Raw genomic sequence first — 12,335 nt, 5'->3', positions numbered from 1 at the left:
AAATGAATAGAAAAAAGATGGAGTACATAATAATAGCGACAACAATCATATTGCTTCTTTATGGAGGATACTGCTTGATGAGCCATAAGTATATGGAGCAGAAAGCGGAAATTACCGATTCGATTAATATGACTTATCCTTCAAGTTCAGGATATACTGTCGTTGGCAATACCGTCGAATTCAGAAATCCGCAGGATAACTTCTACAATATGGATGTAAGCAAGCTGAACTCAACAGACAAAAGGGTAGGAAATCTTTTGAAGAATTACGCTTCAATAAACGAAGGTACAATCGATTATAAAAACGAAACATGTTACCTCATTACATTGAAGTTTGACGAAGGTCAGGGATTCATGTATCATTCCCTCATCATTCCGTATGATTCATTCGACAAGAACAATCTGACCTTTACAAAGGACAGCGTTGTCTATCTGTTTGAGGCAGACAACAGGGAATTCGTTGTGGATACCGCATTCAACAGTCAGGTGAAAACATGAACCAGGAAAATCAAAAGCATAATGTCTTTATAAGCTATTCGACAAGAAACAGTGACATTGCAAACAGAATCTGTTATCTTCTTGAAAAAAACGGCCTCAAATGCTGGATTGCACCCAGAAACATTTCATCGGGAAAAATCTACATCGAGGAAATAGGCGATGCGATAAGGTCAACCAAAATCGTCGTTTTGGTGTATTCGTCATTTTCACAGGCGTCACGATACGTCAACAATGAAATTGAAATGGCATACTCATACAACAAGCCAATCATATCCTTCAATATTGACAATGCCGAGCCGAGAGATGAGATGGCATATTTCTTAAAGGTTTCACAGTGGCTTCCGGCATTTCCCGATCCCGAAGCGGAATACGAAACTCTGATTAAGGATGCACTGCATCTGTGCAATGAGAAAAACGACGCTCCGATACTTACTGATTTGACAAATTACCAGGAAGAGGACATGACAAGACACAAAAAGGATTATTTGTCTTTAATCCTGCTATTCACTCCAGTATACTGGGCATCTTTCATATATATGGGACTTACATCGCACAAGAGACTTTGGACTGTGATGGGACTGGTGTATCTGATTCCAAGTATTATGATTTTGCTTCTTGAATTTGAAGTCATGGATTTCCTGTTCATACTGCATGCGATACTGAACCTGTTCATTCTGATATTCTTCCTGCTGTGGGCAATTGCAATAATCCACGGAATTCTAATCAGAAACGAATTCCTGACAAGGAAATCAATTTTAAGGTTTACATTTTCAGACGAAAAGCTCTTCGAATACCTATATGAGGAGTATATTCAATTATAATGAGGTTTTATCATGAACCATGACATCTACATATGCTATGATAAAAGAGAGAAACACCTAAGCGATGAACTTTATCGACTATTTGAAAAAAACGGCATAAAGCCATGGAGCAAATCAAAGGACATGGCTTCAGGCGCAAGCATAGATACCGTTACACAGGCGATAAGCGAATCAAAATGTTTCGTTTTGATTTTTGGTGAAAACGCAAAGGAAACAAATTATGTCCTGACTGAACTGGACATTGCATTTTCAAGCGAAATTCCGATAATCGTGTTCAACATCGACGAGGTGAAATCAACTCAAAAGCTGGAATTCCTCCTGAGGACACAAACGGTAATCCAGTCATTTCCAAACACCAAAAGGCAACTGAAAAAACTGGTCAATAAAACATCAGAAATTGTGCAAAAGCCTGTTAAAAATGTTGAAATCAGTCGGGAGACAATTGAAGCCTTTGAAGCAATCAACCCTAAAAAGAAAGAAAACAGCATCAAAAAATACATTGCAATAGCAATTCCTATTGCTGCAATAGTGATTTTGATATATCTGTTCATCATCGTGCCGACAGGCCAAAACACAACAGCAGACGGTGTGATTGCCATGAACATGACCGATGTTCAAGTCAAAGGAAATAACTATGCAGTCTACGGCCAGTCCTACAATCTGCCGAAAGACTCACAAAACTACATAATGAACATCAGATTTTATGACAAAAACAACAACAATGTCTTTGAGGTGAACTCAACAGCTGACGAATTCAGACAGGGCATCATATGGCAGGGAGACCTTCCAACCAACAACGTGACTCATGTCGGATTCAAGCTGACCGATTTGAACAACAAGGTTCTTTCACACAACGACTATGTTATCAGTTAAATTGCAATGGTCAAATCATTGCAATTCATATTATTTTTTTGATTTGATAGACTTCAACAAGTCAGCACTGTTCATTGCGTAAATCCATTATACAATTTATATATTCCATATCCCAAAGGAAGCAGAGAAAACAATATAAGCGCCTCACTGCTGTTGGTAAATCTCAAAACAAAATTTCCAGTACTTCCCGCAAATAACAGCACTAAACCTATGATAATATAATAAACACCTGAATACTTGGATTGTTTGCTTGTATATTTGTTTTTCTTTTTGTCATAATCATCACTTCCGTAAACGTCAATGCCATATGAAGATTCTGTTTTTGAATCGGACAGTGATGTGGATTTGCTGTAATTTTTTTCAAGAATGTCTGTCAGTTCATTGAAAAGTTCCTGTAAAATCCTGTCGGACAGCTGCACCTTAACATACATATACACAAAGGTTCCGTTATCGGAATTAGGTTCAAGTGTTGCATAGCCTTTAAAAGTGAGTCCCCCAGTCCAAATTGATTTTTTTGCTCCAAACAATACTGAATGGGAATCATGGTCCTGATCGAAAAGTATTCCATGTGCAATTCTTTCGGGCAATTTAAGCAATGCTTCATAAACGTTTTCAATATCATACGGAACCAGTAAAGTATTTTCAGAAACTGTTCCCTTATGTTCGTCAATGCGATTTAACCAGTTTTCCTTTAAATTCTCAGAGACAGCCATAATTAACACTCCATGAGGATGTTATAGTTATCCTATTATATAAGTGACTTAAATGAAAATATTTAATTAAAAGTTTTAGAAAATGAGAATGGCTAAATTCAGACATTAACTGTGGAGTTTGTTAAAACTAAACTTGATTTCTAATTCTTTGATTATATCCATGAGTTTTTTAAATGTTAAATCTGAGAGAGGTATCTTTAATGTTAATGAAGGTTCAATTAAAAGATAAATAAAATGATTTGATTAAAAATAATCAGTCATTTACAAAATATGAATAAAGTTCATCATTGACCGGAGTTTCGATTTTATATTTGAAATTGACAATAGGATGCTCCTTTCCTTCAATTGTCCTGTAAACCTGCATATATGTAATAGGAGTCAGTTTTGAAATGTAGTAAAATTCGATTCCCTCGTCATTGCTTTTCTGGATAAACAGTTCAATATCAACACCATTGTAATTTATTAGAGGTTCCAGTTCAGGAGAAGATGTTTTCCTGTTGTTTCTGCTCATCCAATTGAACACTTCTTTTGAAATAAAATGATCTTCATAGTTTATTGTTTCTGAAATGTCTTCTTTTTTGTTGTAAGTTACAAATATCGGGCAGGTATCGTATTTTATCTTGTATCCACCAATGTTTTGACCATTCATGAATCTTTCCCAGTTCATTATCCTCAGCACATCTTCCCTTGAGTATTTTTCATATAATTTAAATGGACTGTCGGACATGTAAACGCTTTCATACTTGTGCAGCCCGTACTTTAAAGCATCACTTACATGTTCATAATATGCTGAATTGGCTAAAGATACTCTGAAGTTGTCTGAAATTTCAAATTTATAATTCTTATTGATATTTAAGTTCTTGTAAATATTTTTATCAAAGTTGAAGTAGATGTTTTCGTAGTCCATTTCATCCTTTGAAAGAAAGCTTGTAACCGTGTTTGCCTGATATTCATCGCTTGTCTCTTTTCTGTAAAAATTCATGCTCAATACATTTATGGCACTTTTTATTGAATCAAACTGATTTTCAAGGCCATACCTCTCATAAAGATAGTTTTCAACTTGATTTACTGTGAAGTATTTGTTATATTTGAGGCAACTCAGTATCACAAGTTCATGAGGCCTTATTCCCTTGATTAGTTTTTTGGAGATGAATTTCAGTGATGCATTTTCAAAATGGCCGAAACTGCTAGAGTAGTCCTTTTCGACATATTCAATGAACCTATCATATGTATCAAATTTGCTGTGATTTATAATCAGTTCCGGATTAAAATCTCCGTTGATTGCGAAGTCATATAATGAAGGGATACGTCCGAGCTTGTATTTTAAATTATTGTACTTTTCCTTAAACAGAGCCACCTTCGAAAATGAAGTGTTGTTGATTGACTCATATATACGCTTTTTGGAAATCTCATCGAAGTTGATTGATGAAGCACCCGGAATGATTTTATTTCCCTGCATCAGATATTTTCTGATTTTATCCTTGTCATAGGATCTGTCCCCTGAAAGGGCAATTGGTATCATAAAATTGTTCTTGTAGTTTCCGATGAAATCAAGTATGACAACGTATTCCTTGTTTTTGTATTTCCTAAGACCCCTTCCAAGCTGCTGGATGAAAATGATTGGAGACTCGGTTGGCCGCACAAGCAGCACCTGATTGATTTCAGGAATGTCAACCCCCTCATTGAAGATGTCAACTGTGAAAATGAACTCCAGTTTATTTGGATTTTCATCATTGGTAAGTCTGTTTATTGTTTCTAAACGTTTTTCCTGCGAATCGTCACCAGTAAGAACTTCAGAAGCATATCCTCTCCTGTTGAACTCCTTTGATAAAAGTTCCGCCTCACGCTTTCTTGAACAGAACACAAGAGCCTTTCTTCTATCGCCGGAATATCCATAGAACTCTGATTTTTCAATGAGATAATCGACGCGCTTGTCACTGGCCAGCAGATTGAAGTCAGTGAAGTCATCATCCACAGTGCTGTCCTCCAACTCGACGTCAGTTATTCCGAAGTAGTGGAACGGACATAAAAGGTCCTCTTCCAGGGCTTCCTGAAGGCGGATTTCGTGGGCGATGTTGTTGTCAAAAAGATCATAGATGTTAAAGCCGTCGGTACGCTCAGGCGATGCGGTCATTCCCAGAAGGAATTTCGGTTTGAAATAGTCAATCACCTTCAAGTAGGACAATGCACCTGCCTTGTGAACCTCATCGACAATAATGTAGTCAAAATGGTCCGGCTCGAATTCTGTGTAAACGCCCTCCTTAGACATAGTCTGGATTGTTGAGAAAAGATAATCCTTATCCTTATCCTTTGAGTTTCCGCTTAAAAGTCCGAACTTGTCATGATCGGCAAAGACATGCTTGTAGGCGTTGATTGACTGTTTGGCAATTTGTTCCCTGTGAACAAGAAACAGGAATCTTTTTGGCTTGAAATCATTAACGGCAAATGCGGAGGCATAGGTCTTACCGGTACCTGTGGCAGATACCAGAATAGCTTTGTCCTCGCCATTCCTAATCAGATTTCTTATGTTTTCAAGAAACTGCTCCTGCATGTAGTTTGGAGTGAGAGTAATGTTGTCTTCCTTAATCCTGCGGGTGATTCTTTTAAGGTCTGTGAACTTTTTATTGTCATTGTAGATTTTTTCATATTCCGGAAGGATATCTTCAAGGTTTTCAGCCTCATCCCACAGTGAGTTGAACTCCTGCTTTAAATCACCAAGCATCTCGCCTTCGCTGAGTGATGTAAACTCCACATTCCATTCCTTGTTGATGGAAAGCGCCGACATTGTCAGATTGGAGCTTCCGACAATTCCCTTATAGACATTGTCCTTTTTGAAAAGATACCCTTTGGTGTGAAAGCCTTCCTTTTCCTGCAGGTATAGCTTGACTTCAATGTTTTTAAAGCTTTGAAGCTTTCTTAATGCCTTGGGTTCTGTGAAGTTAAGATAATCGGTTGTGAGAATCTTTCCCCTGATGCCTTTTAGCTCAAGATATCTGAATTCTTCAAGAAGCGGCGTTATGCCACCCATGGTGATGAAAGCAGATGAGAATATGAACTCGTCACAGTTTTTAAGCTCATCTCTAATGGAATTAATGACCTTTGAATTTTTGTCATTATATAATAATTTTGGTTTAAAATCAGAGCTGGAGCTGATGTGTTCGTCAATGAATGCTGTTCTTGCTCCGTTAATGATATCATCGGTGTTGAGATTATTCATTTTCAAGATGTTCAATCAGTTGGTTAATTTTGTCAAGCTGCAGTTGGAATTCCTCCTCTCTTGGAGTTCCTTTGACCTTTTGGAGCCTGTCTTCAAGTTCTGCCTTTTTATCTTTAGCCAATTGTAGTCTGTTCATGCTAATCCTCCATGGTTTTTTTCAAATAATCAATGATTGTCAGGTCTGCCGGAATCCAGTTTACCTCGTCCAACTGACTTTTGGCAAGCCATTTTGCATCGTTGTGCTCCAATAGCTTTGGAGTTCCTTCAGTGATTATCGCTTCAAAGCAGTCCATCTTAAGGTAGAATGTAGGATACTGATATTCAAGATTCAGGGCAAATTTTGTGGGTTCGATTGTGCAGTCGAGTTCTTCTTTTATTTCTCTTATGAGAGCCTGCTCTTTGGTTTCATTCGGCTCTATCTTTCCGCCCGGAAACTCCCACATGTTAATGAATTCACCATATCCCCTTTTGGTTGCCAGGATTTTGTTGTCCTTTTTTATGATGGCCGCCACAACATTTAAAGTTTTCATAAGTTTTTCCTCTGGTTAAATATTTGGCAGCTTACGTTATATATTTTCAGGAAAAAATTAAATATCAATTCCCATTAAACGAAAAATCCAATGCATCCAACTTGAAACACAACTAGCCCTTCGTTTAATAGTTACCATAGAATTTAAATTCAAGTCATATTGTAACATTATATTAACTATATTCTCTTTAGAAATACTTTTTTTTTCTAAACATTCCCTAAAAATCCTATAAAAAATTTCATGTTCCAAAATACATTTACATATATTTATATTTCGTTGATACTCATCTAATTCAAAAATAGATCTTCCTTTATCCGATAACTTATAATAAATTTTATTGTCTTGTTTATATTTCTCAAAAATATGAAAATAAAATCCTGTACTGGTGTACATATTTACAATTCTATTTCCAATTTGATTTAATTTTTTAATATCTTCTTTATTCAAATCTTTCTTTAAAAGAGTTTGTCCTATGAAAATAAAGCGATTTAAATCATCAGACTGAGGAAAAGGAATTTTAGACGATTCTTCTATAAATTTAATATTTTCAATTAAATTCATGACATCTCGTTTATAATTAGAATTATTTGAAATTTTAACTTTTGACGGATCATATACTTCATAATCCTCGCTACCTATTTTAATTATATGGGACTGATCAATTTCCTCTTCTACAATAAATTCAGGATATAATGGCCATCCATCATAGTTCAACTCATCTCTTTTTTTAATAGCTTCTTCTAGTGTATCAAAGGTGCCAAAAACATATTTATCATTATCAAATGTGCGAGTTACTATGAATTTATCCCCCTCTAGTATAATATATTCTTCCAGTGTCATAAAATCACATTTATTTTGATGAATTTAAAGCAGCAATCATCACTTTTTCAAGTTCAGCTGGAATATCAATAGAATTAGAATAATACCATTTGCAAAATTCTTTCATTCCTGCCATAGCATATCCTTCCCATATATCAAACATTTTACGTTTATTGTTTAATATGTTAATATCATCAGTTTCCTCAATTGCTAAAATTTGCAATATTTTAATTGGTTCTCCCATGTTTAAAGCGCTCTTATATTGAATTAAAGTAGCAGTGTTACTAATATCTTCACGACTTTTAACTACATATTTACCTATGAGAACAGTTATTGTAAACAATTCAAGATTATTTAGTCCTAATTGTTTCGCCAAATGTTGATATGAATATTTATTATCTTCACCAGTATGCTGATAATATATATCATCAGTGCATATTATTGTACCTTTATCATCATTATTATTCATATTTCTCACCTATTCTTTCTTCGGTAACATCAACAATTGTTGTTTCATCTTTTGTTACAAATTGTAGTTCATATTCTAACCCAACATGTTCAAAAAGCGTATCATGCAATTCAGGAGAATTTTCACTATCTAAAAAGAGAAAGATTAATTGATTATCCTCCAATAAATGAGGTAGTGCCTCAGCAAAATTTCTTCTTAATCTATTTCCCCAACGACCAATTGAAGTATCCATTACTTGAGGAAGTTTAAAATCAGTAGAAGAGTTTATTGCAGTGATAAATGATAATGCAATAGCTAATTGAGCACCACTTGATGGAGTAATTGAAGTTACCACTAAACCATCAGTTTCCTCCAAAGAAATATTAAATTTCTCATCAATTAATACAGCATCATATTTTCTTCTAGTTCCATCACCATTATATATTTTTTTAAATTGATTATTAACAGCAGCTTCGATTAATTTATGATTTTGTCTACCCAATTCTGCTTTTAAAAATTCACAATGATCTATAATAGTGTTACAAAACTCTATTTTATCAGAAATCTTTTTTTCATCACCAATATTGATTTCCAACAACTCTCGTTCACGTTTAATATCTTGCATTTTTGGCTCGAATTCATCCAAATTTTGTTGAAGAATAACATTAGTTTCTTTAAGACCATCAATAATTTTAGTGTTATTGTTAATTTTATTTCTAGTTTTATTTTCCTCATCTTGTTTCTCTGAAAGGGATTTATATTTTTTCTTTTTAGGTTTTAAAAGTTCAGTTTTCTTTTCAATACGTTCTTCGATTTTATTAACATTATTCCAATATGTGGAAACATCATCTTGAAATGATTTAGGTATTCTATTAATCATATCATTAGAATCATTAATTAAATCTTTAATTGTTTTAGTAAGTGTGGAATTAACTTCATATTTAACTGCTTTTTTTTGAAGTTTAGATAATAATTCAAACGCTAAATCATCTTCATTAAAATCATTTCCACACATACATTTTTTTCTATTTAAAATATATTCAAGGTCTTTAGATGAAATTGAATAAATATGCTCATCATCTATCGAATCATCTTCAATTGAATCATCATCGATCTTTCTATTTGAAAATGATTTTAATATGTCCTGACTCAAAACACGAGAAAAATTATCTAATAAAAATTTCATATGATTTTGATTTAAATCATTTAATTGGTCGTTTGCAAATTCAATATCCTCTTCCAAACCATTAATTTGAGACAATAATTTTTCAGGAGTCTCACCTTTAGGACTTAATAAATCTTCTAAAACTTCATTTTCATTTGTTAATTCAACAATTTTATTTTTATTATCTTCTAAATTTTTTGTATCTTCTTTATTTGCTGAAATCAAATTAGATTCTTTTTCATTTAAATCAGCTAATTCCTTATTTAATTCTTTTAAATCATCATTTAAATTATCTCTTTGTGTTTCAGTACGATCAATCACGTTTTGAATTAAATTAGATTGAGATAATTTTTCTATTTCTTTTTTAACTGTATCAGTATCTCCAGTAAACCATTCTAACAATCGTTCACCATCAAATAAAAAATATTCTTGTAAACGTTTAGGCAATCTTGTTTCCCTATAACCTTCAGGATCACCCAATGGGGCATCATTAACATCAGATACTTTGCGAATTTTAAAATTCTCTTTCCCATCTTTACGCATTTTTTCAGAAGAAGTTTTTTTATAATTTTGTTGCCTATTAAATATTACATCATTGCCCTCATTATCTTCCATTACAACTTCAACTTCAACTGTTAAAATTCCACCTTTTTTTAACTCACTAGCAGCACCCAAATTGCATCTTGGTTTACTAGGATTTTTATATGGTTCATCACCATATATACACCAAGATATTGCACTTAAAAAAGTAGTTTTACCTAAATCATTATCTCCTTCTATTATAGTTAAATTTTTATCACCATATGCAAAATTAATTATAGGAGGGTTCCTGTATGGTCGATAATTTTTCATTTTTAAAGATTTGATAATCATTTTAATCACTATACTCCTCAACAAATTTTAAATAATCTTTATTTAAATGAGGCCTTTCCTTATCACTATTATCATATTCCAAATTCAATGCATCTAAAATATAATTTTTTTCATTTTCTTTTATTTCCATTTCGTCGTTTAAAATTCGTAAAATTACTGAATTTATATTGCTTTTCATAATAATCCCCATTCTTTTAATTTAGGTATGCCTTCAACATCAGCATTATCTGAATCAGTAACAAACTCTATTAACCTATCTAATTCAGAATCAAAAAAGTTATTCAATTTTGAATCATTATTATCAGAAACAACTACTAAATCATAAATATATGCCCTTTTCTTACCAGGTGATCTCCTCAAAACCCTACCCCTTCTTTGAATATATTCAGCAGGATTAGATGAGCTGGACATTATAATAACTTTATCTGTTGATGGAACATCCACTCCTTCATTTAAACATCTCATAGCCACTAATGCTTTACAATCTCCTTTATCAAAATCATCTAATAATTGTTTTCTTAATTTTAAATCTTCATTATAAGTAAATTCTGCTTTAGGATTAATTTTCTTTTCATTTAAAATTTTTAACACTCTTTCTCTTTGTTTAGGAGAACAAAATATTATTAAATGATCAATTGGTTTTTCCATATTATCCAATATTTCACCCAATATCTTATATTTGTCCTCAGCATTATTTGCTTTACTTCTATTTTTAGCTTCTTCTTCTGTAAGTTTAACTTTAATTGGGTAATAACAATATGGAGTCAGAAATGGTTCCATTTTAGGCCCATGTCTCCTATGTAATGCGTCCCTAATAGTAAATTCAAAAATATCTCTTCCAAAATAATTCATTATCCTTTGAGTGCCTTCATAATCCATATATCTTCTAGGGGTTGCGCTTAAACCTAATCTATAATCATATTCATCGAGTAATCCTTCACTATATCCTGCAGACCCTACGTGGTGAACTTCATCAACAATTAATAATAAATTTTTATTAAAATTTTTTTCTTTTAGATTGTTAATTTTAGATATAAACTCAGGAGTATGAAATGTTTGTTGAGTTGTTAAAATAATTTGTGGTTTTTCAAACTTTACATTATTATTTAATTTCCTTTCAAGTCTATCAAAATCAGAACCCCATTTTGAATTCACGCCATAAAACTCATGAGTTTTACCCAAATCCATATCTAGAACTTCCTCTTTCCATTGTTCTACTAAATGAGTATATGGGCATGCAATTACTGTAAGAACCTCTTCCTCTTTTAAAACTTTTTTTAAACAATTCAATGATGTGAATGTTTTACCTGTACCTGTAGCCATCGCTAAAATTCCTCTTTTACCATTTGAAAACCAACGATCAATAGCATCAAGTTGATATGCATAAGGAGTTTTTACTTCTTTTTTCTTATAAGCAGGTTTTTCTAATTGTTTAATTCTTACAATAGTTTCTTCTAGTTCAACCTTATCTTTAGGAGAATGTTCAATTAAAAAATCTAAAGATTCGTCAGGAACATCATATACTTTTACATTATCATTATTGTCATTCCAAAAATCTTCAAAAGCAGAAATATTAGACGGAATATGTACATCATTTTGCCAACTTTTATACGTGGATAAATTTTCAGTATTTATTGACCAACCTCTTGCACTTTCATTTACTGAACCTACGAAAACTATACAATTATCATCACAATCATAGAAAATTCCTAATTTCGGATGGTAAATATTACCAGGCACATATTTACCTTCCATATAATTTAAACCTATTTTCATTTCAAGAATTCCATTTGCAATCATCCAACCTAAAACTTTAGTATAATTCCAAGTCAACTCGTCTTCTAAATTTTCGTATTCATCTAAAAAATTTTTATTAATTAAGTCTTTGAATTGTTCTGGATTTGAGATTGAATCCCAATCTTCTTCACTCAACTGAACGCCACATAACAATCTTATATGTCCATTATTTTTTATTAAATTGGTCATTCCTTTTGCAGCTACAGATAAACTTCCAGAACTAAAATACCCAGCAAGCCTATCATACCTAACAGATTCTGTGAGAACTAAATTATAAAAACCTTCAATCAAATCAGTATTTGAGGAAAAATAATTTGGTTCAATTAAATGATCAATATCTTTTAACGACATTATAACCCCACATTATGAAATTTTTAAATCTATTCTATTTCCATTAGCCACAAAATTACCACTACAATAATAGTATATATTGCTTTATAATAATATATATCTTACCAAAATATCTTTAAAATTAAAATAAAATCTAAATATCTCATATAATAAATCATACTCAACTAAATTAAATCTAATTAAAAAATAAAAAACGGACAAATATATTTTAAAATCAAATCTAAAAGAGAT

At 32.6% G+C, this 12,335-nt stretch carries 12 protein-coding genes; 3 read left to right on the top strand and 9 right to left on the bottom strand.

Features of this window, described 5'->3' with window-relative positions; all coding sequences use genetic code 11:
- The first annotated feature begins 2 nt into the window (after positions 1-2).
- From Q0P94_RS00060 to Q0P94_RS00050, 3 genes are read left to right on the top strand one after another with little or no spacing between them, the layout of a single operon-like run.
- Entirely contained in the window at positions 3-497 is a 495-nt protein-coding gene (locus tag Q0P94_RS00060) for a hypothetical protein (protein ID WP_295112116.1), read from the top strand.
- Positions 494-1,318, top strand: coding sequence for a toll/interleukin-1 receptor domain-containing protein (locus Q0P94_RS00055; RefSeq protein WP_295112113.1), 825 nt, complete (start codon positions 494-496; stop codon positions 1,316-1,318). The genes Q0P94_RS00060 and Q0P94_RS00055 overlap by 4 nt, the downstream gene beginning before the upstream one ends.
- 12 nt (positions 1,319-1,330) lie before the next feature.
- A complete protein-coding gene (locus tag Q0P94_RS00050; protein WP_295112108.1) occupies positions 1,331-2,191 on the top strand; it encodes a toll/interleukin-1 receptor domain-containing protein in 861 nt (286 codons plus the stop codon).
- A 71-nt stretch (positions 2,192-2,262) separates the two neighbouring features.
- On the opposite strand, the gene Q0P94_RS00045 is transcribed toward Q0P94_RS00050, so the two are convergent.
- The 9 genes from Q0P94_RS00045 to Q0P94_RS00005 all read right to left on the bottom strand — a co-directional run bounded on the left by Q0P94_RS00045 (position 2,263) and on the right by Q0P94_RS00005 (position 12,104).
- Positions 2,263-2,904 (bottom strand): hypothetical protein, encoded by a 642-nt coding sequence (locus Q0P94_RS00045; RefSeq protein WP_295112105.1) that lies wholly within the window; start codon positions 2,902-2,904, stop codon positions 2,263-2,265.
- Positions 2,905-3,157: 253 nt separating this feature from the next.
- Positions 3,158-6,121 (bottom strand): DEAD/DEAH box helicase, encoded by a 2,964-nt coding sequence (locus Q0P94_RS00040; protein WP_295112102.1) that lies wholly within the window; start codon positions 6,119-6,121, stop codon positions 3,158-3,160.
- On the bottom strand, positions 6,114-6,257 hold the full coding sequence (locus tag Q0P94_RS00035) for a hypothetical protein (protein ID WP_295112099.1): 144 nt from the start codon (positions 6,255-6,257) through the stop codon (positions 6,114-6,116). The genes Q0P94_RS00040 and Q0P94_RS00035 overlap by 8 nt, the downstream gene beginning before the upstream one ends.
- Position 6,258: 1 nt before the next feature.
- Complete coding sequence (locus Q0P94_RS00030) at positions 6,259-6,651, bottom strand: (deoxy)nucleoside triphosphate pyrophosphohydrolase (protein ID WP_295112097.1); 393 nt, start codon at positions 6,649-6,651, stop codon at positions 6,259-6,261.
- Positions 6,652-6,708: 57 nt separating this feature from the next.
- Positions 6,709-7,491, bottom strand: coding sequence for a hypothetical protein (locus tag Q0P94_RS00025; RefSeq protein WP_295112094.1), 783 nt, complete (start codon positions 7,489-7,491; stop codon positions 6,709-6,711).
- Between the two features lie 10 nt (positions 7,492-7,501).
- On the bottom strand, positions 7,502-7,939 hold the full coding sequence (locus tag Q0P94_RS00020; RefSeq protein ID WP_295112092.1) for a hypothetical protein: 438 nt from the start codon (positions 7,937-7,939) through the stop codon (positions 7,502-7,504).
- Positions 7,932-9,956, bottom strand: coding sequence for an AAA family ATPase (locus Q0P94_RS00015; protein WP_295112089.1), 2,025 nt, complete (start codon positions 9,954-9,956; stop codon positions 7,932-7,934). Before Q0P94_RS00015 ends, Q0P94_RS00020 begins: the two co-directional genes overlap by 8 nt.
- A 1-nt stretch (position 9,957) precedes the next feature.
- On the bottom strand, positions 9,958-10,134 hold the full coding sequence (locus Q0P94_RS00010; RefSeq protein ID WP_295112087.1) for a hypothetical protein: 177 nt from the start codon (positions 10,132-10,134) through the stop codon (positions 9,958-9,960).
- Positions 10,131-12,104 carry a DEAD/DEAH box helicase family protein gene (locus Q0P94_RS00005; protein ID WP_295112084.1) on the bottom strand — a complete coding sequence of 658 codons (1,974 nt, stop codon included), beginning with the start codon at positions 12,102-12,104 and terminating at the stop codon, positions 10,131-10,133. The genes Q0P94_RS00010 and Q0P94_RS00005 overlap by 4 nt, the downstream gene beginning before the upstream one ends.
- Between the last annotated feature and the right edge of the window lie 231 nt (positions 12,105-12,335).

The organism is uncultured Methanobrevibacter sp. (assembly GCF_946184425.1).
GTDB lineage: Archaea > Methanobacteriota > Methanobacteria > Methanobacteriales > Methanobacteriaceae > Methanocatella.
The sequence above is the reverse complement of the archived record's forward strand: the minus strand, read 5'-3'. Positions and strand labels throughout refer to the sequence as shown.

Coding starts and splice junctions, on each gene's coding strand:
- Q0P94_RS00015 (WP_295112089.1), bottom strand. CDS start 9,956: ATGATTATCAAATCTTTAAAAATGAAAAATTATCGACCATACAGGAAC.
- Q0P94_RS00020 (WP_295112092.1), bottom strand. CDS start 7,939: ATGAATAATAATGATGATAAAGGTACAATAATATGCACTGATGATATA.
- Q0P94_RS00040 (WP_295112102.1), bottom strand. CDS start 6,121: ATGAATAATCTCAACACCGATGATATCATTAACGGAGCAAGAACAGCA.
- Q0P94_RS00005 (WP_295112084.1), bottom strand. CDS start 12,104: ATGTCGTTAAAAGATATTGATCATTTAATTGAACCAAATTATTTTTCC.
- Q0P94_RS00045 (WP_295112105.1), bottom strand. CDS start 2,904: ATGGCTGTCTCTGAGAATTTAAAGGAAAACTGGTTAAATCGCATTGAC.
- Q0P94_RS00025 (WP_295112094.1), bottom strand. CDS start 7,491: ATGACACTGGAAGAATATATTATACTAGAGGGGGATAAATTCATAGTA.
- Q0P94_RS00050 (WP_295112108.1), top strand. CDS start 1,331: ATGAACCATGACATCTACATATGCTATGATAAAAGAGAGAAACACCTA.
- Q0P94_RS00035 (WP_295112099.1), bottom strand. CDS start 6,257: ATGAACAGACTACAATTGGCTAAAGATAAAAAGGCAGAACTTGAAGAC.
- Q0P94_RS00055 (WP_295112113.1), top strand. CDS start 494: ATGAACCAGGAAAATCAAAAGCATAATGTCTTTATAAGCTATTCGACA.
- Q0P94_RS00010 (WP_295112087.1), bottom strand. CDS start 10,134: ATGAAAAGCAATATAAATTCAGTAATTTTACGAATTTTAAACGACGAA.
- Q0P94_RS00060 (WP_295112116.1), top strand. CDS start 3: ATGAATAGAAAAAAGATGGAGTACATAATAATAGCGACAACAATCATA.
- Q0P94_RS00030 (WP_295112097.1), bottom strand. CDS start 6,651: ATGAAAACTTTAAATGTTGTGGCGGCCATCATAAAAAAGGACAACAAA.